The sequence below is a fragment of the Aquirufa lenticrescens genome (genome assembly GCF_019916085.1).
Lineage (GTDB): Bacteria > Bacteroidota > Bacteroidia > Cytophagales > Spirosomataceae > Aquirufa > Aquirufa lenticrescens.
Genome location: NZ_CP049834.1, coordinates 1,259,456 through 1,284,429 on the forward strand (window position 1 = coordinate 1,259,456; position 24,974 = coordinate 1,284,429).

A 24,974-nucleotide genomic window follows, 5' to 3' on the forward strand; every position below is an offset into this window, starting at 1 on the left:
CAATTCTTTTTTGTTCCCTTTTCCCTTTTGGGAACAGATTTTAGCGGTTAATCTTACTACTTCTTTACCTTATACTTAAATTTAAATTATGAGCTTAAAGAACAAGGCAGCTAAATTACGTTTCGATCTATCAGGGTATTACTTTTTCGGATTGGTCTTTCTCGTATTACTGGGTTTTTGGCCTTCGTATTTTGCCAAATTTTTCAACGGCACAGCGGATTTTTCCTTCTATTTTCACTTTCATGCTGGCGTGCTCATTCTTTGGATGAGCTTACTTATTCTTCAGCCCATTTTAATCCGGAAAAAGCACTTAGATATCCATCGCTTGCTGGGGAAAGTAAGTTATTTTCTTATTCCCTTCATCTTTATATCTATCATTTTATTGACTCATTCTCGTTTGCCACATCAGGGGCAATTAACGGACGACCATTTAGTGGGGACGTTCAATTCGGTTAAGGATTTAGTGATTTTGGCTGTTGCCTTTTTTATCGCGTTAAAGTATGTAAAGGACTATCAGTTACACGCCAGGGGAATGATTGTGACGGGTTTGGCATTCATAGAACCCGCATTTATTCGCTTTACGTTAAGAGTGATTAGTGATCCAATGATGGCTTATGTGGCAACTATACTAACCGTTTACGCGGTATTCATTTATTTGATTTATCTCGAGCGAAAACAAGCCAGCGCTCGCTGGGTGTTTCCATTGGTCTTAGCCCTTTATGTGATTGCTCATGGAATGGTCATATCCGAGATCGTGTATTTTCCATTCTGGCGTGAATTTGTCACTTGGTTTGCAGGATTACCTTTGACAATAAACTAATTTTATACTAATAAAATTAGGGTAATTGTCATTTCCAATACTCAAATACTGGCCCATTATCTCCAAACACAGAATCTTTATCTGGAAGTGGAATACTAGCGATTTCTGCCAAAACAGATGAACTTTCTTCCTTTTTCAAACTAAACTTCAGGTTCCAATCTGCGCCATTCGGATAGCCTCCTACAAATTGATATTCCAGAGAATTATCTACTGAAATATGCCCAATACCTGCGGGCAAGATGATTACGTCCCCCTTTTCCACGGTAACAATTTCTCCCTTTTCTCCACCTAGCTTTAAGCGCGCGTGTCCACTTTTTAGTCCCAAAACTTCATGCGTATTGCTATGAAAATGGTCTTCGGTTAATATGATATCATGCCAGTTATTTCCCCATCCGTTTTGGCAAAATAATACTTCCAGGTCCTTGCGAGCAACGTGCTCAAGGGCATTTTTATAAATTATCACGGGGAGAATGTTGTTCGGAATATCTCCGTCATTCTCGAAAAAGTAGGTGATAATATCTTGTTTGTTCATCATTCACTGAACCTATTTCGCCACCAGGAACTTATTCACATCCAACCAATGGATAAACGCATCAAACCATTTATTGCTCGTTCTATTCGGATTACCTAAACCAAAGCCGTGGCCGCCGTTTTGGTATAAGTGAAACTCCACCGGTCTACCCGCTTTGAACCACGATTCAATCACTCCAAATTGGGAATTAAATAAGAAGTCATCGGAGGCAATCGCGTTAAACATCGGTGGTGCGTTGGCTGGCACTTTCACTGGACCCATTCCACCATAAATCGGTCCAATAAAGGCAAGTTTCATCGTTTTCGAATTAAGCGTTGCGTGCATCGTTAAACCAGCTCCAGCAGAAAATCCAATCATACCAATTCGTTGTGTATCTACACCCCAAGCTGCGGCGTTTTTGATGATCATCGCATAGGCCGCTTCTGCGTCAGTTAATTGATTCGACAGATCCATTTGAGCCATTGGATTCGTATTCTTTGCTGTGCTGTCTGTCTTTTGTGGTGCCGGACGTGGACGATTCATCCAAGCCGTAAAGTCATCTAACTTTTCAGGGGTTGGGAATAAGCGGTATTTTAGAACGAAAGCGGTAATTCCTTTTTTGGCCAAAGCCTCAGCCACTTCCCAGCCCTCATTTCCCATCGAAAGCCAACGGTATCCCCCACCCGGCGCCACAATAACAGCAGCTCCATTTGCCTTGCCCTTTTCAGGGAAGAAAGGCGTTAAGGTAGCTTGGGAAATATTCCGCGCCATCGGATCGCCCCACTGGCGAAACCACGTTTCAGCTGCCGGCTGGTCCTTCACGGAACCAGTATTTAATGGAATCGCATTAGGTTCTTTAGGCGCATCTAGCGGATAAATCGTTCCATCTTGTGCGATGGTGTTGAAAGCCAAACAGGTTAGAATGGCAATAAATAGCTTTTTCATAGTTTTACGAGGTTTAGATTGACAAGATAAATAATTTCATTTGGTTTTATTATCATGGATTAAGGGGTTCAAAATCAAGAGTTTGATAAATGGCAAGACAATGTTGTTAGCTAGGGTTTTAATGTCTAATTTGCTGGAGCAATGAACCAGGTAAAAATCCATACTAAAAAAGAGCTTTTGAATGCACTTTCTAAAAACAGAGAGATGATAAAGTTATTTGGAGTGACTAGCCTAGGCATTTTTGGATCGTTTAGCAAAGGGAAAATTAAGGAATCGAGTGATGTGGATTTATTAGTTGATTTTGACCCAGCTAAAAAGAGCTTTGACAATTTTATGGATCTGTCCTTCTTTTTAGAGGGGATTTTTGGCAGAAAAGTGGAGATAGTTACCACTCAATCATTAAGTAAGTTTATTGGACCTCATATTCTAAATGAGGTTCAAAATGTTAGCCTCTAATATCGAATTGGTTCAACATATTCTTGTTGAAACATCTTTCATCTTACAGCATACGAATAATAAGTCTAAAGCGGACGTTGTAAACGACGAAGTGCTTTGTCGTGCAGTAGTTAGAAGCCTAGAAATTATAGGAGAAGCTGCTAAAAAATTGGATGACGAATTTAAGTCAATCAATAACCATATAGAGTGGAAAAAACTTGCCGGCACTCGTGACAAATTGATACATGATTATTTCGGCATTGATTATGATATTGTCTGGGATATTATCGAAACCAAAATTCAGGACTTAGATTATTTCTTGCGACAACTGGTTTAGCTTTAAAGCTCTTACTTTTGTTTTGTGGAGGCAAATCCTTTACTTTAACCTATTAATCGGTCTTAATTAGATGAACCTCGGAATCGTAGTTAAATGGAGCTTTGTTATTAGCTTAGTTTTTGAGCTTGTGGGCGCGTTAATGAAGATTATGCATCTTCCAGGTGCTGATATCTTATTAATCATTGGTATGGTGGCCAATGGGGTTTTTATTGTTTCTGCTTTATCGGAAGTTTGGGGATCTGTGAGAATCAATACGAATGAAAAAGTGATGTGGACGATTGCCTTTATTTTTATGGGATTTTTAGGCGCCATAGCAGGAATACTTTATGTAGTAATGGGGCGTAAACGGATAGTATAATTCATATGAAGCAATTCTTTACTAAGTACCGAAACCAAATTATCGTGGGCGTTATAGTCTATCTATTCTTGATTTTTAGAGATGTAATCAAATCTATTTTTTAGTTAATCAATTATGAAAAAAGTAGCCTTTATCCTTAGTCTTTTCTTAATGGCATTTTCTGCAAAAGCCCAGGATAATATTAACATCAATTTCTCCAATGATTACAAAGATGTGTATCATCTCTCGTTAATTATTTATACTCCAGATGGTAAAATACAAACCCGCGTTAGTAATCTAAATCCGGCCGAAACCAAGACGTATTCCTTACCTGCTCGTACCGAAATTTTCATCGCAGATTATAAACAAGAAGCTTTTGCGATGAAAGGAAATGATATAAAAGCAACAGGTGTGAAACCTTTTCTTGTGCTAAAAGATTCGGAATCCGAAGTCCTTATTAAGTTAAGTTCCATCGCGAACACTCAAATGTCGTCTAAATGACGCACCGATGCCAATAATTAGAAAAAAGTAACGATCATATTTGCAAATGGAATTTGGTGCCAGAGTTAAAGAGATTAGAACAAGTTTGAATTATTCTCAAAAAGAACTTTCTGAACAAACCGGCTTAACGCTCAGAACAATTCAACGAATCGAGAATAAAGAAGTGAAACCTAGTCTTCATTCATTGAAGGTGATAGGCGAGGCTTTGAAAACAGATTTGTCCGAATACTCCACAGCGGCTGACACTAAACCCTACGAGTTTAATTTCACCATTAAAATCACGGATATGAATCAATTTATCACAGACTTAAAAACATTAGTAAAGAACAATTGGAAGTTAATTCTTTGGGTAATCTTAATTGTTTCTTTTATTTCCAATTACGATCAAATTAAAGCCGGCTTTATCGATGGCTGGAATAATAAATAGTTGAATGAATGATTTTTATAAACAGCCAAAAGCCTTAGTCTGGATCGAATCCATTCTATTCCTTTTGGCTGGTTTTTTTCTAGCGGTTTTGATCATCGAAAAGGGTTCGGAACAACCAGTATTTTACGCAGCGTTCATTTTATACGTTCCCATCAGCCAATTTTTGTATACGCCTATTTTTAAGCTAACGGGTGGATATACCTATTATTCGCCCATGCTGTTAGGCTATATGGCGAACGAGAAACAGATCGATTTACATAGCGGGACCGGCTTTGATTATTTGTTTGTTTTTAGAAATTATAAGCCGGGAATTGAATTAAGAAATAGGCTGCTCGCTTATCATTTGGAAGGCTTATTACAGCTCATCTCTTTAATCGAAAACAAGCAGGTTTCGGAATCTGTTACAATCGTGGGAACATCGTATTTTTTCAACGATAGAACCTTACTAAAACTCGGGTTCCAAATCGAAAAGGCGTCTACCTTTTATCGAGCAAATCTCTTTATTAATTTCATCGATTTATTTTGGATGTATTCTCTTTCGCGAGGCAAAGTTTCCATACCCGCTATGTGGGATGCTAAAAAAGCGAGTATTCAGGGGGCAGCACTAGTGGCTCAGAAAGGGAAATTTGAAGCACTTAAAAATCATTTAACGGATTAATCGCCTACTATGGAAAAGCAAATTTTCAAAGACCTATTAGCGCAAAATCAGCTAAGTTGCAGTTTTGCTTTCAATGAAATTAATGACAAAAATGTGTCATTGCGATTAAGCGCAGGTGCATCTTCTATAGGTTTTATTTATCGTCACATAGCTGAAACAATGCTCATGTTTGGTTATTTTTTCGGCATGCCTAGTGATGTTGCAAATACTACGATGGGTCAACAGGATGAAGGCCAAGGCAACAATTGTGGTGAAACAAAAACCCTAATGGAAAAAGGCTTTTTGATGTTGGAACAATTGATTGAAAATACGTCTGATGGAGGTTGGAATGAAACAGTAGATACGCCTTTTTTCGGAACTGTTTCTAAGGCACGCTTATTTGCGCATATTTTATACCATAATTCTTATCATGCAGGCCAAATAGGCTTGACACTTAAAAGGGCTTAGGATAAGTCTAACACTCCACCATCCACTCCACCCCAAACTTATCCCGGAAAGTCCCTAAAATAGTGCCCCAAGGCCCCTCATCTAAGGGCATTTCAACAGTGCCTCCAGCTGATAAACCATTGAATATAGTCTCCGCTTCTTCTTTTGTCGAGACAGCAATAACAATCTTACTTCGATTCTCTTCCTCGCTCACCACCCCCATAAAATTAGGTACATCGCTACCTGATAAATAACCTCCACCATTGATTGGCAAACGGATCAACATGATCTTGTTCTGCTCTTCTTCCGGGAACGAGAATTCAGGATTGTTCAATTCTTTAAATCGCATGAGACGCGAAAATGATCCGCCTAAAACTGAGCGGTAAAATTCAAACGCTTCTTCCGTGTTTCCGTTGAAGTGGATGTGAGGGATAATAGTTGCCATACTTATAAATTTAATTTCTTCTTTTCTTTTAAAGCGTAATCCACCGCTCTTGCGGTTAATGCCATGTAGGTCAATGAAGGATTTTGGGTAGAGGTTGAGGTCATGCAAGAGCCATCAGTGACAAAGACATTCTTGCAATGATGTAGTTGGTTGAAGGCGTTTAACATTGAGGTCTTTGGATCTCTTCCCATCCGGACGCCGCCCATTTCGTGGTTCTCGTTTCCGGGTAAGCGTTTCGTGTCGATAGGCTTAATGTTATGGAAGCCGGCGGCCTCGTACATTTCGGTGAATTGCTGGTGAAAATCTTTGAGCATTTTCTCATCGTTTTCGTCGTATCCGATCGAAATGCGGAGCTGTGGAATGCCGTATTTGTCTTTCAGTTCTGAGTCTAATCGAACGGTTGAATGGGCCTTGGGAATCGTCTCTCCCATCATACCCACATTGATGTGCCAATTGCCTAGTTTTGGGGCAAATAAGGAATTCTTTAAGGACTCTCCTACTAAATCGTTTGTGTTTTCCACTATACGTGAGGCGCTTAAATTGCTCGCATAGCCTCGAAGGAAATCTGTTTCCTGTTTGTATACATTTCTGAAGCGCGGAATGTAGCCTGATGTGGGCCGTTTCCCGGAAGTCGTTTTGTCTAAATCCCCATCGTATTCTGCCGTGATTCTGCCGCGGTAACTGTGGAAGGCCATGTGCGTTCCTAAGATGCCTGAGTCATTTCCTAGGCCAGTAGGGAAGCGCGATGAAGTGGAATTTAAGAGGATTAAGTTAGTGGCCAAAGGCGAAGCATTCACAAAAATGATCGAAGCAAAATACTCTTCCATTTCGTCCGTAAGTGCATTTATAACCCTCACCCCAATCGCCTTCTTTTTCTTTTCATCATAGATAATCGAATGTGCAACGGAATGGGTTTTCATTGTTAAATTTCCCGTCTGATACGCTGCCGGTAAAGTTGCGGAATTACTGCTGAAATAGCCCCCATATGGACAGCCACGCTCACAGAGGTTGCGGTGTTGGCATTGGCTGCGTCCCACGGACTGGTGGATTTTATCGGCTTGACTTAAGTTGGCTGTACGTGCGATGATGACGTGTCGGTCGGGGTATTTTTGGCTCACTTTTTGGCCAAAATGTTTCTCCACACAACTCAACTCATAGGGCTTTATAAAGTCGCCATCCGGCAAGGTTTCCAGGCCATCTTTATTTCCAGAAATCCCCACAAATTTCTCCACGTGACTATACCACGGCGCAAGGTCTTTATAGCGAATAGGCCAGTCGACCGCAAAGCCATCGCGCTCCGGACCGGTAAAATCAAAATCACTCCAGCGCTGGGTATGTCGACCCCACAAGAGCGAACGACCGCCCACGTGATAAGCCTGAATCCAATCGTAGGGCTTGTCTTGGATGTAAGGTTGTTCTCCGTCCTTGGTCAAAAAATGAGCCGTAGCTTCAGTGAAAATAAAATTTTTACTTGCGGTTTTGTATTCCTTTTTCTGCTCTAAAGTCGCTTGTCCTCCGTGTGGAAATTCCCAGGGATTCAGCATCGTGGTGGGATAATCGACTACGTGTTTTACATCTCTGCCGCGGTCTAAAAGCAGGGTTTTTAGGCCTTTCTCCGTCAGTTCTTTGGCAGACCATCCACCGCTAATTCCGGAACCGATGACGATGGCATCAAAGGTGCGTTTTGACATTATTCGGTAAAAATTATTTTGATAACCAGTGGAATGTATTCAGGGCAAACTGCTTCCAGTCATACTCTGCGACCTGCATACCAGCTGAAAACTTTTTTGATTTCATCATGACGTACATTGCTGTAAATCCGTTGCAATCGCCTAATGCTACGACTTTTCCTTTGCCATAATTACCAGCCAATCCTTGTGATTCCGCCGTGCCTGAGGGAGCACTACCACTGTATTTTTTAATAGTGGCAGATGGCGAAAGCTTGAAAAGAGTAGTATAGCTTTTGCCTGTTAATCCACCTCCGCCATAGCTCATGATGTTGTTAATTTGTTCACCTGCTTGTTCGCCTTGTGTGATAGGGTGATCCGAGTTTAATAGTCCATTGCTTCGTGTAAATTTAAGCATGGTTTCTTTGCTTGACATCTCAATTTTGGTCTCATAGTTAAGTGAATCTGACACAATTCCAATGGACAATTGTATTCCAAATTTATTAAAAAGAGGAGTCACCGATTTATCAATGGGGGCATGCTCGTCGAACATGAGTAAAGAGCCGCCATTTGAAACCCATTCTTGTAATGCACTTAATTCGTCAGGAGTAAAGGTGATTTCATCTGTTACTTGATTTTTCGAACCAAATGTAAAAGGCATTGCAGGAAAGATGACCAGCATTTTATATTTTGACAAATAGGCTTTCGTAAATTTCATCGAATCTACGCTCACCTGATATCCGTCAGCCGTTGCTACATCTATCAATGGTTTTGCCAAACCCAAATCCACGATAAAATTGTAATGGCCTCTGTCGAATAAAACCTTAGGGCCTTTGCCTTTTGAGTATTTTGGATGCGCGACGCTAGCATCGAAAGGGCTGTCGTTTAACATTTGGCCTTGAACGGCGATGTTTATCACCAAGCAAATAGTCAGTAAGGTAGATTTCATAGGCACAGGTTTTATTTGATTAAGAAGTAAATTAGATAAAATTCTGATAATTTACCTACATGTTAAATTACAAAGATGTTACTATTCATCTCGACCTTTTACCGTCAGGTGAAAACTTTATTGAGGTGGAGGCGAAGGATTATACGGAGGAGTTTTCATTCGTTGAACTTCAGGCACATTGCCAAAGTCTTTTTGAACAATTAGGAATCAATCCGGATGATGTTTTAAGATCTGGTTATTTATCGTATTAATATGAAGGCAAAAAAAATACTCATCTCAGGCGCAAGCATCGCTGGCCCAACCCTCGCTTTTTGGTTACACCGATATGGTTTTGACGTCACGATTGTAGAGCGTGCGGAATCATTACGTTTAGGGGGGCAAAACGTCGACATCAAGGGAGCCGCCCAAAAAATTGCCCAATGGATGGGCATCGAAGAGGAGATTCGAGCAGCGGATACGGGGGAATTAGGGGTTTTATTTGTTGATAAAAATAATGTCACCAAGGCCGCTTTACCGAAAGGCGAATCCAATTTGGGAACGAGTGAATTAGAAATTCTTCGTGGGGACTTAGTGATGATTTTATACGAGCATACGAAGGAAAATGTCGAGTATCTTTTTGGCAATCAAATTATCGCGCTCGATGAACATCAAGATGGGGTAAAAGTCACTTTTCAAAACGGTGAAATCCGTGATTTTGATTTAGTTATTTGTGCGGATGGGATTCGTTCGCGGACGCGGAGTTTGATTTTTGGCGATGAGCCTGTCGTAAAACCGGTGGGACTTTATGTTTCCTATTTTACGATTCCCAGAACAGCTACTGATAGTCGATGGGCTCGCTGGTATAATGCGACTGACGCCCGCGTGATATTCATGCGCCCTGACAACGAAGGCACCATACGTGCGTCTTTTTCGTTTATGTCGGAACCTAAGGGTTACGAAAAACTGTCACAAGAGGAGCAAAAAGCCTTGTTGCAGGAAAAATTTGCGGATGCTGGTTGGGAAGCTAAACGGGCATTAGCGGAATTAGATAACAATGCGGACGTTTATTTTGACGCCATCAGCCAGGTTTTCGCACCCCGTTGGTCCGAAGGCCGTTGTGCCATGACTGGCGACGCTGCCTTTTGTCCCTCCCCATTAACTGGAATGGGCGTTAGTTTGTCGGTGGTGGGTGCGTATATATTAGCGGGGGAATTATCTCGCCATGACGATCATAGCGATGCCTTTGCCGCTTACGACAAAGCGTTCAGGCCTTATGTGACGGAAATCCAAAAACTTCCTCCGGGTGTTCCTAGGCTAGCTCACCCTAAAACGAAGCTCGGAATATTCTTCTTGAACACGATTCTCAACTTGATTTCGAGTAAGTTCGTGAAAAAAATTGGGCAGCTATTTTCCGATAAGAATAAGTCCTCGACGGACGATACGATTGAGTTGGAGGAGTATGGGAAATAGTGTTTTATAATAATGCATGCAGGTAATCTGCAGTATCTTTTAATCCATTTTTTCGACAAATATCTAATACCTGATATTCGTCTAAATCGGGATTTTTCTTGTGTGAAACCATCATTTGAAAAGCGGCTAGTGCTATTTCATGGTTAAGATCAATGAGATCAGTTAAAAAGTCGTCTGCGTTTTTGGCCGCGATATTGAAGCCTTTCAAATACGATTCTGGGAAGTCTTTTAAATTATTTGTTACGATGATGTCAGCATTAGATTTAATCGCTGCTGCTAATACATGACGGTCTTTTAAATCGGGGAGTTTTAATGTTTTCGTTATAGATTCATAGTCTTGAACCATAGCTCCGGCAAATGCCAAATTTACATTTTCAATGCGCTTTAGTATTTCTGCTTCTGAAACATTTTTTCGCCTCATAACATCAGCCCATTCCGTAAAAATATCAGGACTCCATTTGGGCGTATATAATTCATAGTGGGCAAACCATAGGAGGATATCCCGGGTCAAGATCGGATAAATGACATTAGTGTCCAGAAAGCAGGTAAACTTAACGCTATGAATCATACAGCCCGAGGTCTTCATCCATTTTCATCATGTCGATAATTCGCGCTCGTTGTTTGGAATACATGTGGGCTTTGTATTGCGTAATATCTTCGAATTTAATTCGACGATGCTTTCCTACTTTGATAAAAGGAATTTCTCCACTTTCTAGCAATGAAATCAAATGGGGTCTTGAGCATCCCAATAATTCGGATGCCGCCTGTGTAGTCATTTCTGTTGCTATGGGAACGATGGAAATGGGTTTACCTTGACTTGTTGCTTTTAGGATTGTTGCCAAAAGCTTTAAGGCCTTTAGCGGAACCCTGATTTTTTCAGAGGTTTCTTCAATTTCAATTTCTGGGTTTGTTGCATGAAGGGATTCCAAAGTCGCAGATAGCGCTTCATAGGATTCTTTCGCAACCCTTTGCTCCTCTTTAGTGGGTCTACTTATTCTTGCTTCGGCTTCCATTTGTTTAAGTTGATTTACGAAATTAAATGAAATAACTGAATTAAACGAAATAAATGAAAATATTTTATTTTGTTACGTTGGACGATAGATGTCGATTAGTTTGTGAATATGCTATTTCTTTGGACTAGTTTTTATATCCCATCGAAAGCCCTACATCACCCTTCACATCTAGCTTAACGTCCACCGATTTATCAGACGAATTTTCAATTCGAAGAGCGGTATTTTTCCCTACTTTAAGTTTCACATTTGCGGCAGGTTGTAAGGTTAAAGGTGAATGACGTCCCCCATCGATTGGATATTGCCAAACCGTTAATGGAGAAGTCGAAGTATTAGTCACACTCGCAGTAAAACGGCCATGCTTATTATTTCCTAGAATAAACGCATCGTTCGCCTGAATAGTAGTAGTGGAATGAAGCATATTGCAAGCAGAAAGGAAGATTCCGGTTATCAGGATGCTAAAAATGGATTTGATCATTTTAGTTTGTTTAGTAGCTTAACGGCATTTAGGAGGAAAAGTTTTAGCTTTGAGAATTATAAAATGACCTGATGTTTACCCTTGACCAAATAACCTCCGCCCACAGCCTCGTCAAATCAGGGGCCGATTTCCCTCCATATGTTCGCGACTTGAAAGCATTAGGTGTCATGAATTACATAGCTTTTGTGGCGGATGGGCACATCGATTATTTTGGCGCGGAAGAGTATCTAGTGCAGGCTACCGGAAAATATGAGGCTTTGGCCAAAGCAAAAACTGCCAACATCCCCTTATTTAAATCAGAGCTAATAGCCCACCAACAAGGCAAAACAGACTACCCCACTTTCATTCAGATGTGCGCTGAAACGGGCATAGAAAAGAGGGAAGTTAACCTCGAAAAATTAACCTGTACCTATTTCGATATCGCAGGAAATGAAGTAGTAACCGAACAAATCCCCACCTAAAATGAAACACTTTTTCTTCATTCTATTTCTGCTAATGTCTAGCCAAATCTATGCGCAGGAATCCAATCGCATGCACCGCATTGCGAAAATCAAAGTTGATGCGAAGCAACTCGACGTCTACAAATCGCTTTTAAATGAGCAGATGAATGCCGCGATAAAAGTGGAACCTGGCGTTTTATCGTACACAGCGGTGGCGGATAAAAAAGATGCGACAAGCATCATTATTTTCGAAGTTTATGCGAGTGTAGAAGCCTACCAGTCTCACATTTTAACGCCCCATTTTAAGAAATACAAAGATGCGGTAAAGGACATGGTTTTGTCACTCGAACTGATCGATACGGACGTCGTTTGCTTAGCTAAGAAAGATAATTTCTGATGAAATCATTCAAAGAATCCTTGTCGCAATCTGCTCCTGATCCGCAACTTTCGACTATTCTAAAAAGTCTTTGGTATGATGCCAAAGGAGACTGGGATCAAGCTCACGCCCTCATCGATCAGCTCGCTGATCGTGATTCAGCTTGGGTTCATGCCTATTTGCACCGCAAGGAGGGGGACATTTGGAATGCAGATTATTGGTATGCCCGCGCTAAGAAAACGCGTCCGACATATTCGTTGGATGAAGAATGGGCGAACTTAGTTTCTTATTTTTTTAACACCTAAGAAGGAATTCTTTGCTTGGATCATCTAAGTGAATAGTAAGCAATTCTGCTTCAATTATTTACTAATCATCCTCCTATGTGGCGTTTCCTATCCATTCTTTTGTTGATTTCATTCAACGCTTTTACGCAAAACAACACCCAAACCATACGTGGTGTTATTACTGACAAACTTTCTCAAACACCCATTCCGGGGGCCAGCATTCAAATTGCATCTTTGCAAAAAGGAGTGGCAACGGATAGTTTGGGCCAATTTAGTTTGAAAAACATTCCCCCTAATCGCTATGAAATTAAGGTTACTTGCGTGGGATATAAAAACGTTACGCTTCCGAATGTGATTGTGATTTCTGGGAAAGAAGTAATCCTAGATATTCAATTAGAAGAGTTGTTTAATCAACTCAGCGAAGTCGTTGTTAAAGCCAGTAACAAAGGCGGAACGATAAATAAATTAGCGAGTGTTAGCGCTCGAACGTTTTCGATGGAAGAGGTGAATCGTTATGCGGGAGGTCGTTCAGATCCAGCGCGTTTAGCCGCAAATTTTGCTGGCGTTTCTGCGCCGGACGACAGCCGAAATGATATCGTTATTCGGGGCAATTCTCCGGTGGGTGTTTTGTGGCGAATCGATGGAATGAATGTGACTAACCCGAACCATTTTGCCTCCGTGGGTACGACGGGTGGAGCCGTAAGTGCTCTTAATACGAATCTCTTAAAAAATTCGGATTTCTTTACCTCTGCTTTTCCCGCAGAATATGGGAATGCGACGGCCGGTGTTTTTGATTTAGGCTTCCGTTCTGGGAATAATAAAAAGAGAGAGACCACTTTACAAATGGGCGTTATAACCGGTTTAGAAGCGACGACAGAAGGGCCATTTTCAAAGAAAAGTGACGCATCTTATGTGGTGGGATATCGCTATTCATTAGCAGGAGTCGCACAAAAAATGGGCGTTGACATCGGTACCACCGCCTTGCCGTCATACCAAGACTTGTCTTTTAAAGTGGCGAGCGGCAATAGTAAATATGGCAAATTTTCCTTGTTTGGGATTTTGGCAAACAGTACGATTGAAATCAGTGGAGGGAGTTCTAGTAGCTTATATGGGAACGGAAATCAGGTCGACTTTGCGAGTAAAATAGGAATCACAGGCTTGAATCACTTTAAGCAATTGACATCAAAGTCATACATTACCTCGACCTTGGGCGTAAGCTACTCTAGCAATGACCAAACGTCCTATGATTTTGACCGAAACGACAACCTCGACTTTATTAAAGAGGTAAATAATGTAGCTCGAACGAGCTATAATTTTAGTTCCACTTACCATTCAAAACTAAATGCACGGACCTTTATTAAGATGGGAATTCGAAACGAAGTGATTGATCTGTATTTGAATTATAAAACTAAAAATAGGGCTAGAGACACCTATATGCAGCTTTGGGATTATAATAGTAGCACGAACCTTGTCCAAGCATTTGCTCACGTTAAATACGATGTTAGCGAAAGATTGACGATGAATGCGGGTTTGAATACCCAATTATTTTCGTTGAATAATTCTACTTCTGTGGAGCCACGTTTGGGCTTGATTTATGCAACGTCGGATAATAGTAGTTTGAATTTTGGCTACGGATTGAATGCCCAACTGCAGCCGATCAATGTCTATTTTTTAGCGAGCACAAACCCGAGCGGAAGCAAGAGTTACACAAATCAAGGTTTGGACTTTACGAAAAGTCACCACTTGGTTTTAGGTTATAATGTTCAACCTTGGAAGGACTGGAGAATTAAGACGGAGGCGTATTACCAGTCTATTTATAATGTTCCGGTTACGTCATATTCTAGCAGTTATTCGATGTTGAATACGGGGGCGACATTTAAAGCAGATTTACAGGATAGTTTGGTTAATGAAGGAACGGGCAAGAATTATGGCCTTGAATTAACGGTGGAGAAGTTTTTCAGCGACGGGTATTATGGCCTATTTACGACCTCCTTGTATGATTCAAAATATGTCGCCAGTGATGGCATTGAACGAAATACAGCCTTTAATGGCAAGTATATTTTTAATGTATTAGGGGGAAAAGAGTGGACGGTAGGTCGCGTGGGTCGAAATAAGATTTCGATTGATGTAAAATATACGAATGCAGGAGGGCGGGCTTATACTCCGATAGACCTATTGAAGTCTAAAGCAACCGGTCGAGAACAACTATCTTCTGAGGAGTATTCGAGTTTCTATGAAAATTATTACCGGGTAGATTTCAAGGTAGGATACACCTTAAATAGCGCGAACAAAAACCGTTCACATACGGTCTCGTTAGATTTGCAAAATGTGACGAATCACAAGAATATTTTTTCGCAGAATTATGACAATAAAAGCCAAAGCATCAACACGAAATACCAATTAGGCTTCTTCCCTAATGTGGTGTATAAATTGCAGTTTTAACGACTCGACCTAGGTCCCATAAAACCAAAGTTAGAACTCGTTAAAATCTTTTCCACTAAGCGATCAAAGGCCTTAATTTGAGGGCCTTTGCATAGTCCGCGGATATCGCGAAAGTGGGCATAATTCAAAGAATCTAATTTTCCGTAAGTCGCTGTTAACTGTTGCAGGGCTTGCGGATTTTTATTTTCAAATTGGTAATAGGCTTTTTTAGCATCGGCAATCTCTTTTCTAATTTGGGCTGATTGGTCTTGGTGATTTTTGACGTAGCCGGCGTAAATCCTCCGCTGCTGTTCATTGAATTGTAGTTCGTCGGCGATGACATTTTTTAATTGTGGGCCGCCAGGAAAGGGACGATGTTGGAATTCGTTGAAAACAAAAAATCCGAGCGCTAGCACATTAATGAACAGGCCAATACCAAATACCCAAGTCCACACTTTTTTGCGTTGGTTTACCATGATTTTAATAGGTTAAATTGTTTGCGGCGTAGGATTTAGCTACGGATTCCAGTTGAATTTGGGCGATTTCTTGTTGCGTTTGTTTCCCAGCATAAAATAGGGCACCGGAGAAAAATATCGCGACGAAGCTCGCCGCCGCCATCCAGCGCATCGACTCGCTTTGCTCTTTTTCTTGCATGGCATCAAACATATGATCTAACACCTCTGTTTGATTTTTCCACTGTAGGCCTTGAAGGACCTGCAATTGTTCGTCTAATGGGTCTTCTTTCATTTCAATTCTTTTTTAATGTTTTCTTTCGCACGACTGACGAGCGATTCTATAGCTTTGATACTTAAGTTCATCAATTCACTGGCCTCGGCATACGACATTTCATCTAATTTTATCAGCGTAAAGGCGACGCGTTGGTTTGGATTTAATCGGTCAATGGCGCGGTAAAGTGACAGCGCTTTTTCTTTATTTTCTAATTGAATATCCGGGTGGAGTTCCGTGGACTCATAGCTTTTAGATTCGTTTGGCATCCACCAGGGCAATAATTCCCGCCACTGCGATCGTCTTTTTTCTTTTCGTAGCTTTTCTAAAGCCTTGTTTATCGCAATCCGAATAATCCACGTACTCAACGAAGATTGACTCTTAAAAGATTTGATCGACTCATAGACTTGAATAAAGGTCTCTTGACACACATCCTCTGCCTCTTCACGGTTTCTCAGAATCTGCATGGCGTGATGGAACACCCGACCTTGGTATTCTTTTACCAAAGTCCGGAATGCCACCTCGTCACCCGAAATCAAATCCCTAATTTTCCGATCCATTCTTCAATCATACCTTAGATGTTTCTGCTTTCCAAATTCTTCGGTTGAAATAAAAATATTTTTTTACCGAAGGAAATGTAGATGTGGCGCATCTAAGAACAAAAAAGCAAACCTCATGTTAAGCAAATCCATTAAAATAATCTTCAGCTGTTTATTATTAACAGCTTGTTCGCAATCGGAAGATATTAGCCCATCTAATGCTACAGACGTCATTTTAGAGGTTGATCCTACGCTTTTTATCCCAGCAGGTTTAGTGGGAACTATCACTAAAGTGGAAAAAACACTTTCAAATGGGACTACCACGATGTGCTATAAAATCACCACTTCTAAAACACCTACGGATCATGTAATGGGTCCTTGGTGTCCCACTAATGCGTCGGATGATGCTAGTAAAGGTGGGCTTTGGTTTGAAAAAGGCAATATCTATGATGTGGATGGAGCGTTTGTTAAAAATTTGGCCACTTTTTATAATGATTCAAAATGGAATCTAATAAGAAGCGACGGAACCATTAAAGTGACAAACACGAAAGAAGCTTGCCAGGCTGCTGCACGTCCTGACGTAGATCCACAATACAATAATTATTGCGTGGAATGTCAACCCACCTATTTCTCTAACATTAAATTAACGTATTATATTCCTGTTAAACCGATTAAAACGAACGGGACAACAACTTTAGGTGGCGGAGCTCCGGGCGGTATGGTAGGAGTTGCATTTAACGGAATTAATTTTGATCCACCCGCACCTACACAGGCTATTTTAGGGGCTTACACCTTAGCTCCAATGGATGACGCAGGCGGTCACGTCAATGGGGCAACGGGTTATCATTACCATGCTGCTACCGGGAAAAGCAAGAAAGTAGAACAAGTAGATGGACATGCCGCGATGATAGGGTATGCGATGGACGGTTTTGGGTTGTATGAACTGCTGGATAAAACCAATAAAGAACCGACAGATTTAGACGCTTGTCGCGGACATTATGACACGACCAGAGGTTATCATTATCATGTGGCCAAAGCAGGAAGTAATAGTTTCATCGGCTGTTTTCATGGCGCGCAAGGAAGCGTTGAAATAACCACTAATTAATGCGTGGCCTACTAATTTTACTGTTTTTTTTGCCCCTAGGTGTTTTTGGACATAGTTCACAAATCTCCACTTTTGCACTTGTTAAAGACTTAAAAGGACAATGGACTGTTCACCTCAGTGCGTCATTAGAGGCTTTTGAAAGTGCGTTAGGAAACAAAAAATTTAGCTCTGCTGAAGCTTTTCAAAAAGAGCTAATTCAGCAGGTCAAAAGCGACATTAAAATCAAGTCGGGGGTTCTACAATCTGTAAACTTAAACGATGGTCAATGTCATTTAGGCCATCAAACGGATTTGAAATTTACATTAAGTGGTTTATCAGCTGAAGCATCTACTATTTCTGTGGAAAATGAGTTCTTTAAAGAACTGAACAGCCATTTTATGGTATTTAAAGTCATTAATGGAGCCACAGAATCGAATCAATTCGTACTGCAATCTTCGAATCATTTTTCAGCTCAGGTACACATTCAGCCTACGGGTATCATAGTAGATTCTGAGCAGGCGTTTAACTATTATTATCTCCTTTTTATTGCTCCTATTGTATTACTTCTCTTACTTAAATATCCCATGAAAAAATCCATAAGCGTAGTTACGTTAGCCACGTTATTTTTCGCCTGTTCTACAGATGATTCTACTGTTACTCCAGCTGCCTCATCAGCCGAAGTTCCAGCCGTATATAAGAAAATCTATGGCGCATCCAGTGTGACGAGTGATAGGACGACTATTTCCATCAAAGTAAACGGGTTGCCGGATCATAAAAGCCCTTATTATGCAACGACCAATAGTCTATATCAGTCGTATTCCGGGCTTACTTTTGGAGGATATATTTTTGAAAAAAATCCGAATTCCATTATCGAACAATCGGCTACTTTCAAAATTCCTGTTAACCCAGTGATGGCAACAAATCATGCAGCAACACCTTTAGGTCCCATCGGTATTGCTTTAAATGGCGTACCATTTTTCAATCAATATGCCGGCCCGAACAACCAAGAACTAAAGGGAGAAATGGCGGGATTTGATCAGTTTTATGGTCATCCACAAAACTCAGGGGTATACCACTACCACGTGGAACCGTTGCATCTAACCACCGTTAAGTCTACTAAATCCGGCCTTCTGGGATTCCTTTTGGACGGATTCCCGGTATATGGACCGCAAGAAGAAACGGGTTCTGCGGTGACGAATGCAAATTTAGATGTGTACCATGGACATAGCCATGCCACGGTAGATTATCCCAATGGAATTTACCATTACCATTTTACGTCAGAAGCTCCTTATTTAAATGGTAATGGTTTTTATGGAACGCCGGGAACTCTTACACAATAATGATGAGATACGCTGTACTTCTTCTTTTTTTTTGGAGCTGTTCTAAATCAGAGCCGAAAACCGTAGTCGAAAAAAAGTATTTCCTATCTGGTCAGATTAGGGAAATTCGATACATCCAAAATGGAGTAAGGCAGGGTATGCAAACGGCGTTTTGGGAGAATGGCAAGAAGCGTTTTGAATACACTGCGGTTAATGATGCATACGAAGGAGAGCTTAAAGAATGGGCTGAAAATGGACAACTTTTTCACTTAGCCCATTACAAAAATGGACAAGAAGACGGGGTCCAAAAGATGTGGCATGCAAACGGCAAAATTCGTTCGAATTTTGTGATCATAAATGGTCGCCGATACGGTTTATTAGGCACTAAAAACTGCAAGAATCGGGATGAGAAATTATTGGCTTATTAGTATTTTCTTAGTGGCTTGTTCGGAAACCCCTGTTTCGAAAATTCCTTTTTATAACACCCCTGATTTCAATCCCTATTTTATCAGTGAGGCGGAGGCTAGTTCGAAAATTACGCACCGCATTAAACCTTTTGCCTTTTATAATCAAGACAGTACATTATTCCGCAGTGAATCACTTCAAGGAAAAGTGTACGTGGCGAACTTCATTTTTACGCGCTGCAGCAATATATGTCCTGATATGACTGCTCAAATGAAGCGCATCGAAAAAGCTTTTAAGTCAAATTCAACTGTAGCCCTTGTTTCTTTTACCGTAACGCCTTGGTTCGACGATGTGAAGACACTGCGTAAATTTGGCGAAAAATTCCAAATCTCCTCATCGAATTGGTCTTTGTTAACGGGCCCCAAAGCATCCATCTACACCCTTGCCCGCCAATCCTTTTTTGCAGAAGAGTCTATCGGTTATAATAAGGATACAAACGAGTTTTTACACACGGAGCACATCATTTTAGTGGATCAAAAAGGCCGCATTCGCGGGATTTATAATGGTACGATTCCCTTTGATGCAGATCAATGCATAGAGGACATGAAATTGCTTTTGCAGGAGTAAGGGCTTATTTTATCGAAAAAATACATTAACTTGAATTTTCAACAAAATTTTTAATTCAGTACCTATGAAAATCAAATCAATAGTAGCGGTATGTGCCATGTTGGCTATGACCCTATTCTCCTTCAAAGCAACGGATAAAGAGGTTCAATCAGACAAGCGTTTTGGCGGATTAGCCTTGTATACGGTTCGCGATGCGATGAAAGATGCGCGTGCAACATTAGAAAAAGTAGCACAAGCGGGCTATGTAAACGTAGAATCTGCGGGTTACAACAATGGTAAATTCTACAATTTATCTCCAGCGGATTTCAAATCATTGTTAGATGAAATGAAATTAACGCCTATTTCTGCTCACCAAGGAACGGTTACTTTTGAAAATATCGATCAACAAATCGCCGATTTAAAAGCAGCAGGATTCAAGTACTTTGTCATTCCAGTTCCTCCTATGGGATTGTTTACATTTGATAATGTGAATAAGCGTATGGCGATGAAAGGTGGCGCGAAGAATTTGGCAGAAATCTTAGACAAATTAGGCGAGAAATGTACGGCTGGTGGCTTGCAGTTATTGTACCACAACCACGATTTCGAATTCAGAAAAGATGCAGAGGGTATTGTACCAATCGAATACCTTTTAGAGCATTGCAATCCGAAGAACGTTAATTTCCAAATGGATTTATATTGGGTGACTAAAGCTGAAGCAGATCCAGTGGATTATTTCAAGCGCTATCCAGGACGTTTCAAAATTTGGCACGTAAAGGATATGGATGATCAAGGTCGTTTCGCTCCAGTAGGAAATGGAAAGATTGATTTCAAACGTATTTTAGACAACAAGAAATTGTCAGGCATGCAATACTATTTCGTAGAGCAAGATGCTTGTTTCAATGAAACGGCTTTAGAAGCGATCGTAATCAGCCATAAGGGTTTAGAAAAGATAGGATTTAAGTAATCTTAGTGTACTTTTGCGACCGTTATGGAAAATGATACAGTAGTACAGTTTCGGTCTTTGTGTCCAGTAGCAACCGGTTTGGATGTTTTTGGGGATAAATGGACCTTGTTGATTCTGCGAGACATGTTGTTTCTTCATAAGTCTACGTTTAATGAATTCAAGGCTGCACCAGAATTAATGCCGAGTAAAATGCTTTCGAATAGGCTTAAAAAACTGGAATCACTTGGATATCTAAGTAGAAAAAAAGGAGAAGTCAACAAGAAAAATGTGCATTACCTTTTAGAAGAAAAAGGGATGGAAACATTTCCCATCATGGTAGAAATCGCGTTGTTTACCACCGATTTTTATTATGATCATTTAGGAGATACGTATACCGAAGTGGTAAAAACGCGTATGAAAAACGACAAGGATAACTACATCAATGAGATGATTGAAAGTTATAAGTCGTTTAAAGAATCCCTCGTTATTTAGAATATAGAAATTCGATTTTGAAGAGCCTCCGGAATTTTCCGGGGGCTTTTTTTGTTGCTTTATTTTTTGGAAAATAATCTAGAAAATGTTTTTAGTATCAAAATGATACTTATATTTGGCAAACATAACAATTCTAAATTATACTATGAAAAAATTACTACTACCCCTGATGGTCATCGCTACGATGTTTGCCTGTTCATCACCAGAAACAAAAACGGCTGATGCTTCAACATCATCAGATGCCCATTCTGGAACGTTTTCCTCACAAGATGAAAAGTCTGCAAAGGTGAAAGAGCTTTTGGAAGCTTACATGAAGAATGATTCCACTAAGATTTATGAGTACTATGTAGATACCGTTCAGATTTACGATCAAATGGCCGCAAACCAAGAAGGCGGGAAAACGAAAGCCAATCCAGGTGGGCGCGCAGGTTTTGCTGCAAATGAGCGCATGAACCATGATTTTTATTCGAACATCAAGGTAACTACGGACAAAATCATGACTTTAAAATTTGCGAATGGAGAAGAACATACAGGAGTTTGGTGTGTGTGGACGGGTAAAGGAAAGTTTACTAATAATGAAGTTTCTGCACCATTACACCTTGCTTTTATTTGGCAAGGAGATAAAATCGTTCGCGAATACCGCTTCTTTGACCCTGCTACATTGTATGAAGAAGTTGCAGCGTCACAAAAGAAATAAAATTGGTTTAGGGTTTGATGAAAAGGGGGGCAATGTGTCCCTCTTTTTCTTTGTGCTCTAGTCGTTTTCACTATGACTAATCTGTCTTCCCCTTAAACAGCGCCCAAATCGCCATGCAATGTCCATGGCCTAATTCAAACTCTTCTTTTAGCCAATTAGTGACGTCTGTTGCTTTAACCGTGGCTACAAGTTTCCTGTTTTGCAGAAAGCCTTTTTGTTCGGCTAAGGCTTTTAAATCTTCTGGACTTTTACCGGTTTTGGCTTGAATATTATCGAGGTAGGCTTGGAATGACATAATGTTAGTACTTTTGGTGCGCTAAATTATTCAAAAAATGAGCCTTATAAAAGAACTTATATCCCTTTACGATCGCGACCTGAAGGCGCTTCGCAACGAAATCGAATCTTACCCGGATGATGCTTCGGTTTGGAAAAAGACTCCAGGAATTTCTAATCCCGGTGGCAATGTATTTCTGCATTTAATGGGGAATTTGAACACGTTTTTGGGGGCAGTTTATGCGAATACCGGCTATGTTCGTGATCGTCCGCTTGAGTTTTCGGCAACGGGAATTTCTCGAGCAAAGTTACTAGCTATGTTGGATGAAATTCATCCGATTGTGTTGCAGGTGTTGCGGGATTTTCCATCTGAAAATCTGGGGGAAATCTATCCCATCAAGATTTTCGATGAAGAGAAAACGGTCTCTTATATTTTTATTCATTTGGAGACGCATTTGGCGTATCATTTAGGCCAAATAAATTACCACCGACGCATCCTATCTTAATTCACAAACTTCACATTCAATCCCACGTACCAAGTCCTTCCATCAGCCGGTAAAATTCCTGGACCAGGATATCCGCCAGATCTTCTCGTAAAGTAGCGCGTATCGGTTAAGTTATTAACCCCAAATTTCAGCTGGGCATACTTTTTAAACTTGTAAGAACCTGAAATATCTTGTACCTGGTAAGCAGGAATTAAACCTGTTGTCGCTGCTGCATTAGCCGATATGGTATTGCTCGCATCCGCAAAGGCCTGACCAATGTCGCTGATTTGCCAGCTCAAAGTAAGTCCCTTTTTTGAATAAGTAATTCCATAGCGATTGATTTTTTCAGGGGCGTTTTCCACTCTTTTCCCGGCTAAATTTCCTTCCACAATTTGACCGCTTACCACTGAGGTAGTTTTGAAATCAAGGTAGCGCGCCTGGATGGCAGCGATGGAGGCAAAAACGGAAATATTACCGATTTTCGATCCCCTTAACCACCCGGTAGTGGGGCTAAATTCGATGTAGGCCTCTGCTCCTTTGGAAACCGAATGACCCAGGTTCGTGCGGTACTGATAGATTTTTCCCTCCGTGTTTGTACGCGAAATAGTTCCTACACGATTATCGTAATTGAGGTAGAAATAGTCGACGTCAAAGGTTAAATAATTGCCTACTTCTCCTCGGTAACCTAGGTCAAAATTGAAGCCTTTCGCATCCGATAAATTGGGGTCAATTACGTCCGTAGTAGCAGGAGGCAATAGGTCAGAAGCTAATACCGGGCGATATGCTTGTGCGATGTTACTGTAGAGTTTAGTGTTAGCGCTCAGCTTATATTCCGTGCCTGCACCTAGCAAAACGAATGATCTTCCTCGTGAACTAGGTGTGACTGCAATGGGCGAACCGGTAGTGCTTAGCCCGGATTGTCCCGTCATGTGTGTTTCGATTTGTTCCAAACGGGCACCTAAAGTGACTAGGATCCGGTCAGATGGCCGTAAAATCGTCTCAGCAAAAGCGGCATAGTTGGTATTTTGGAAAACTAGGTCGCGCGTATACAATCCTTGAATGTCAAAGTCCATACCGCTTCCATTGCTCCCTACACCCAGTTGTTTACGTTTGATTTCTCCCGAGAAATACCGCAAACCTGTAGCCATTGTATTCTTCCATGACCCTATTTGATAGTTTACTAGGTAGCGTAATTCCGTACCATTTGTTTGGTAATAATCTCGGTCAACCTGGCGATTTCCTTTCGGATCCACTTCTGTAATCGGTTTAGTGAAACCGATAGAACTACGTTCTGCCGATGTCCCAAAATACTTTAAACTCAGTTTAGAATCCGCATTAATGACATAGTCAGCGGTCAACGCATAGATGAACCAAGGGTTACTAAACCAATTTCTGGCGCGCTTACTTTGCTGTGCATTGAGGGCAAATTCTGTATCGGTCAAACCGCCGGCTTGTTGACTCTGCGTGTACATGTAGGTCATTTGCCCGCCTACTTTCAGTTTATTTGAAATGGCGTAAGATAATTCTGCGTGCGAGTGGTCCGTGTTAAAATAGGAGTTTTGGCGCCATCCATTTCCTACGCGTTTTTGGTAGTAGGTTGTATAGCTTAAACGTCCAGCGGTTCCACCTACATAATTAAAAGAGCTGAAGAGGCCATTGTTTCCGGTGGTGTTTTGGCTTTCAACGACCAGCTTAGTAGAGAGGTCAGGCTTGCGAAGAACGAAATTCATCAGCCCCCCAAACTGTGGTCCATATTGCAATGAACTTGCCCCTCGAATGATCTCAATGCGGTCAACCACCTCCATCGGTGGTGTATAATAGGCTTCTGGATAGCCCATCGGGTCTGGAGTGATATCGTAACCGTCCATTCGCACATTGAATTCCCAAGAGCGATTAGGAGAAAGACCTCGCGAGGCCACCCCTAATTGAATCCCTGAACCATCACTTTCCCAAACCGAAATTCCGGGTGTTCTGGAGAAGATTTGGCGGGAATTATTCATCGCTAAATTCGCCTGTAAATTATCCAGCAGAATCACCTCATTTTTCTTCCCGGCCGTAATCGTGTATTCGTTAACTTGAGGTAAAAAGGTATTGCCTTTTACGCCCGATTGAGCCGTGACGGAAACGCCTTGTAGTTCTGTCACATCGCTTAGGGTAAAGTTTGCTACAAGCTGGTCTCCCTCTTTTATGCTGATTTCCTGTAATTGGGTTTTATAACCCACAAAACTCACTTTGATTGTATATTGTCCGGGCTTTAATCCCTTCAGGATATACTGGCCTTTTGCATTCGTTTGGACTCCCCTAACCGTTCCCTCTAAGGTGATTGATGCTCCAGGAAGAGGCTCTTTAGTTTCTGTTGAGATATGTCCTGAAATGGAAGCTAACTGGGCGAAGGAGTTGAATGAAAGTAGTAATACGAAGGCTAATAGCGTGTTTTTCATTTAAAGTTTATTTAGACTAATTTTAAATAGAGCACAAATGTAGGAAGC

At 41.0% G+C, this 24,974-nt stretch carries 35 protein-coding genes; 22 read left to right on the forward strand and 13 right to left on the reverse strand.

Going from position 1 to position 24,974, the window contains the following annotated elements:
- Window positions 1-88 precede the first annotated feature (88 nt).
- Window positions 89-820 carry a hypothetical protein gene (locus G9X62_RS05620; RefSeq protein ID WP_223129770.1) on the forward strand — a complete coding sequence of 244 codons (732 nt, stop codon included), beginning with the start codon at window positions 89-91 and terminating at the stop codon, window positions 818-820.
- A 28-nt stretch (window positions 821-848) separates the two neighbouring features.
- Here the strand turns inward: G9X62_RS05620 and G9X62_RS05625 are convergent, their stop codons facing one another.
- Both G9X62_RS05625 and G9X62_RS05630 read right to left on the reverse strand, forming a co-directional pair.
- Window positions 849-1,355 (reverse strand): cupin, encoded by a 507-nt coding sequence (locus tag G9X62_RS05625; RefSeq protein WP_223129771.1) that lies wholly within the window; start codon window positions 1,353-1,355, stop codon window positions 849-851.
- Window positions 1,356-1,364: 9 nt separating this feature from the next.
- On the reverse strand, window positions 1,365-2,276 hold the full coding sequence (locus G9X62_RS05630; protein ID WP_223129772.1) for an alpha/beta hydrolase: 912 nt from the start codon (window positions 2,274-2,276) through the stop codon (window positions 1,365-1,367).
- A 141-nt stretch (window positions 2,277-2,417) separates the two neighbouring features.
- Here G9X62_RS05630 and G9X62_RS05635 point away from each other — a divergent pair, with 141 nt between their 5' ends.
- From G9X62_RS05635 to G9X62_RS05665, 7 genes are all read left to right on the forward strand, one after another.
- Complete coding sequence (locus tag G9X62_RS05635) at window positions 2,418-2,732, forward strand: nucleotidyltransferase family protein (RefSeq protein WP_223129773.1); 315 nt, start codon at window positions 2,418-2,420, stop codon at window positions 2,730-2,732.
- Window positions 2,719-3,048, forward strand: a complete 330-nt coding sequence (locus G9X62_RS05640; RefSeq protein ID WP_223129774.1) for a HepT-like ribonuclease domain-containing protein — start codon at window positions 2,719-2,721, stop codon at window positions 3,046-3,048. Before G9X62_RS05635 ends, G9X62_RS05640 begins: the two co-directional genes overlap by 14 nt.
- Before the next feature lie 70 nt (window positions 3,049-3,118).
- Complete coding sequence (locus G9X62_RS05645) at window positions 3,119-3,406, forward strand: GldL-related protein (protein ID WP_223129775.1); 288 nt, start codon at window positions 3,119-3,121, stop codon at window positions 3,404-3,406.
- A 114-nt stretch (window positions 3,407-3,520) separates the two neighbouring features.
- A complete protein-coding gene (locus tag G9X62_RS05650; RefSeq protein WP_223129776.1) occupies window positions 3,521-3,886 on the forward strand; it encodes a hypothetical protein in 366 nt (121 codons plus the stop codon).
- A gap of 46 nt (window positions 3,887-3,932) precedes the next feature.
- Complete coding sequence (locus G9X62_RS05655) at window positions 3,933-4,313, forward strand: helix-turn-helix domain-containing protein (protein WP_223129777.1); 381 nt, start codon at window positions 3,933-3,935, stop codon at window positions 4,311-4,313.
- A gap of 4 nt (window positions 4,314-4,317) precedes the next feature.
- Window positions 4,318-4,971, forward strand: coding sequence for a hypothetical protein (locus tag G9X62_RS05660; protein ID WP_223129778.1), 654 nt, complete (start codon window positions 4,318-4,320; stop codon window positions 4,969-4,971).
- Between the two features lie 9 nt (window positions 4,972-4,980).
- Window positions 4,981-5,418 (forward strand): DinB family protein, encoded by a 438-nt coding sequence (locus G9X62_RS05665; protein ID WP_223129779.1) that lies wholly within the window; start codon window positions 4,981-4,983, stop codon window positions 5,416-5,418.
- A 7-nt stretch (window positions 5,419-5,425) separates the two neighbouring features.
- Here the strand turns inward: G9X62_RS05665 and G9X62_RS05670 are convergent, their stop codons facing one another.
- From G9X62_RS05670 to G9X62_RS05680, 3 genes are read right to left on the reverse strand one after another with little or no spacing between them, the layout of a single operon-like run.
- Complete coding sequence (locus tag G9X62_RS05670; protein WP_223129780.1) at window positions 5,426-5,842, reverse strand: VOC family protein; 417 nt, start codon at window positions 5,840-5,842, stop codon at window positions 5,426-5,428.
- A 2-nt stretch (window positions 5,843-5,844) separates the two neighbouring features.
- A complete protein-coding gene (locus tag G9X62_RS05675; RefSeq protein WP_223129781.1) occupies window positions 5,845-7,533 on the reverse strand; it encodes a GMC oxidoreductase in 1,689 nt (562 codons plus the stop codon).
- Between the two features lie 13 nt (window positions 7,534-7,546).
- Window positions 7,547-8,458, reverse strand: a complete 912-nt coding sequence (locus G9X62_RS05680; protein WP_223129782.1) for a hypothetical protein — start codon at window positions 8,456-8,458, stop codon at window positions 7,547-7,549.
- A gap of 59 nt (window positions 8,459-8,517) precedes the next feature.
- Here G9X62_RS05680 and G9X62_RS05685 point away from each other — a divergent pair, with 59 nt between their 5' ends.
- Entirely contained in the window at window positions 8,518-8,709 is a 192-nt protein-coding gene (locus G9X62_RS05685) for a hypothetical protein (protein ID WP_223129783.1), read from the forward strand.
- 1 nt (window position 8,710) lies between these two features.
- The gene (locus tag G9X62_RS05690; protein WP_223129784.1) at window positions 8,711-9,907 is read left to right on the forward strand and encodes an FAD-dependent monooxygenase; all 1,197 of its coding nucleotides are present in this window, start codon (window positions 8,711-8,713) and stop codon (window positions 9,905-9,907) included.
- Between the two features lie 4 nt (window positions 9,908-9,911).
- Here the strand turns inward: G9X62_RS05690 and G9X62_RS05695 are convergent, their stop codons facing one another.
- The 3 genes from G9X62_RS05695 to G9X62_RS05705 all read right to left on the reverse strand — a co-directional run bounded on the left by G9X62_RS05695 (window position 9,912) and on the right by G9X62_RS05705 (window position 11,395).
- Entirely contained in the window at window positions 9,912-10,475 is a 564-nt protein-coding gene (locus tag G9X62_RS05695; protein WP_223129785.1) for a PIN domain-containing protein, read from the reverse strand.
- Complete coding sequence (locus tag G9X62_RS05700) at window positions 10,465-10,920, reverse strand: helix-turn-helix domain-containing protein (protein ID WP_130895656.1); 456 nt, start codon at window positions 10,918-10,920, stop codon at window positions 10,465-10,467. The genes G9X62_RS05695 and G9X62_RS05700 overlap by 11 nt, the downstream gene beginning before the upstream one ends.
- 124 nt (window positions 10,921-11,044) lie before the next feature.
- Window positions 11,045-11,395: a hypothetical protein gene (locus G9X62_RS05705; RefSeq protein ID WP_223129786.1), complete on the reverse strand. Its 351-nt coding sequence runs from the start codon at window positions 11,393-11,395 to the stop codon at window positions 11,045-11,047.
- A gap of 71 nt (window positions 11,396-11,466) precedes the next feature.
- Here G9X62_RS05705 and G9X62_RS05710 point away from each other — a divergent pair, with 71 nt between their 5' ends.
- The 4 genes from G9X62_RS05710 (at window position 11,467) to G9X62_RS05725 (ending at window position 14,937) form a co-directional block, all read left to right on the forward strand.
- The gene (locus tag G9X62_RS05710) at window positions 11,467-11,856 is read left to right on the forward strand and encodes a DUF1398 domain-containing protein (protein ID WP_223129787.1); all 390 of its coding nucleotides are present in this window, start codon (window positions 11,467-11,469) and stop codon (window positions 11,854-11,856) included.
- Between the two features lie 34 nt (window positions 11,857-11,890).
- Window positions 11,891-12,232, forward strand: coding sequence for a putative quinol monooxygenase (locus G9X62_RS05715; protein ID WP_261345487.1), 342 nt, complete (start codon window positions 11,891-11,893; stop codon window positions 12,230-12,232).
- Window positions 12,232-12,516: a hypothetical protein gene (locus G9X62_RS05720; RefSeq protein WP_223129789.1), complete on the forward strand. Its 285-nt coding sequence runs from the start codon at window positions 12,232-12,234 to the stop codon at window positions 12,514-12,516. Before G9X62_RS05715 ends, G9X62_RS05720 begins: the two co-directional genes overlap by 1 nt.
- A 75-nt stretch (window positions 12,517-12,591) precedes the next feature.
- Entirely contained in the window at window positions 12,592-14,937 is a 2,346-nt protein-coding gene (locus tag G9X62_RS05725; protein ID WP_223129790.1) for a TonB-dependent receptor, read from the forward strand.
- Here the strand turns inward: G9X62_RS05725 and G9X62_RS05730 are convergent.
- From G9X62_RS05730 to G9X62_RS05740, 3 genes are read right to left on the reverse strand one after another with little or no spacing between them, the layout of a single operon-like run.
- Window positions 14,934-15,392: a hypothetical protein gene (locus G9X62_RS05730; protein ID WP_223129791.1), complete on the reverse strand. Its 459-nt coding sequence runs from the start codon at window positions 15,390-15,392 to the stop codon at window positions 14,934-14,936. The two genes, G9X62_RS05725 and G9X62_RS05730, sit on opposite strands and share 4 nt — an antisense overlap.
- Window positions 15,393-15,396: 4 nt before the next feature.
- A complete protein-coding gene (locus G9X62_RS05735; protein ID WP_223129792.1) occupies window positions 15,397-15,663 on the reverse strand; it encodes a hypothetical protein in 267 nt (88 codons plus the stop codon).
- Window positions 15,660-16,202 (reverse strand): RNA polymerase sigma factor, encoded by a 543-nt coding sequence (locus G9X62_RS05740; protein WP_223129793.1) that lies wholly within the window; start codon window positions 16,200-16,202, stop codon window positions 15,660-15,662. The genes G9X62_RS05735 and G9X62_RS05740 overlap by 4 nt, the downstream gene beginning before the upstream one ends.
- Window positions 16,203-16,317: 115 nt before the next feature.
- Here G9X62_RS05740 and G9X62_RS05745 point away from each other — a divergent pair, with 115 nt between their 5' ends.
- The 7 genes from G9X62_RS05745 (at window position 16,318) to G9X62_RS05775 (ending at window position 21,727) form a co-directional block, all read left to right on the forward strand.
- Window positions 16,318-17,286 (forward strand): YHYH protein, encoded by a 969-nt coding sequence (locus G9X62_RS05745; protein ID WP_223129794.1) that lies wholly within the window; start codon window positions 16,318-16,320, stop codon window positions 17,284-17,286.
- The gene (locus G9X62_RS11265) at window positions 17,286-18,605 is read left to right on the forward strand and encodes a YHYH protein (protein WP_315857597.1); all 1,320 of its coding nucleotides are present in this window, start codon (window positions 17,286-17,288) and stop codon (window positions 18,603-18,605) included. Before G9X62_RS05745 ends, G9X62_RS11265 begins: the two co-directional genes overlap by 1 nt.
- A 137-nt stretch (window positions 18,606-18,742) precedes the next feature.
- On the forward strand, window positions 18,743-19,012 hold the full coding sequence (locus tag G9X62_RS05755) for a toxin-antitoxin system YwqK family antitoxin (RefSeq protein ID WP_261345488.1): 270 nt from the start codon (window positions 18,743-18,745) through the stop codon (window positions 19,010-19,012).
- On the forward strand, window positions 18,990-19,616 hold the full coding sequence (locus G9X62_RS05760; protein WP_223129796.1) for an SCO family protein: 627 nt from the start codon (window positions 18,990-18,992) through the stop codon (window positions 19,614-19,616). The genes G9X62_RS05755 and G9X62_RS05760 overlap by 23 nt, the downstream gene beginning before the upstream one ends.
- A gap of 64 nt (window positions 19,617-19,680) precedes the next feature.
- Window positions 19,681-20,559 carry a sugar phosphate isomerase/epimerase family protein gene (locus G9X62_RS05765; RefSeq protein ID WP_261345489.1) on the forward strand — a complete coding sequence of 293 codons (879 nt, stop codon included), beginning with the start codon at window positions 19,681-19,683 and terminating at the stop codon, window positions 20,557-20,559.
- Window positions 20,560-20,583: 24 nt separating this feature from the next.
- Complete coding sequence (locus tag G9X62_RS05770; RefSeq protein ID WP_223129797.1) at window positions 20,584-21,030, forward strand: winged helix-turn-helix transcriptional regulator; 447 nt, start codon at window positions 20,584-20,586, stop codon at window positions 21,028-21,030.
- Between the two features lie 145 nt (window positions 21,031-21,175).
- The gene (locus tag G9X62_RS05775) at window positions 21,176-21,727 is read left to right on the forward strand and encodes a nuclear transport factor 2-like protein (RefSeq protein WP_223129798.1); all 552 of its coding nucleotides are present in this window, start codon (window positions 21,176-21,178) and stop codon (window positions 21,725-21,727) included.
- A gap of 76 nt (window positions 21,728-21,803) precedes the next feature.
- On the opposite strand, the gene G9X62_RS05780 is transcribed toward G9X62_RS05775, so the two are convergent.
- A complete protein-coding gene (locus G9X62_RS05780) occupies window positions 21,804-22,022 on the reverse strand; it encodes a DUF4287 domain-containing protein (RefSeq protein WP_223129799.1) in 219 nt (72 codons plus the stop codon).
- A 37-nt stretch (window positions 22,023-22,059) separates the two neighbouring features.
- Here G9X62_RS05780 and G9X62_RS05785 point away from each other — a divergent pair, with 37 nt between their 5' ends.
- The gene (locus G9X62_RS05785) at window positions 22,060-22,506 is read left to right on the forward strand and encodes a DinB family protein (protein ID WP_223129800.1); all 447 of its coding nucleotides are present in this window, start codon (window positions 22,060-22,062) and stop codon (window positions 22,504-22,506) included.
- Here G9X62_RS05785 and G9X62_RS05790 read toward each other — a convergent pair.
- Window positions 22,503-24,926, reverse strand: coding sequence for a TonB-dependent receptor (locus G9X62_RS05790; protein ID WP_223129801.1), 2,424 nt, complete (start codon window positions 24,924-24,926; stop codon window positions 22,503-22,505). The genes G9X62_RS05785 and G9X62_RS05790 overlap by 4 nt on opposite strands.
- Between the last annotated feature and the right edge of the window lie 48 nt (window positions 24,927-24,974).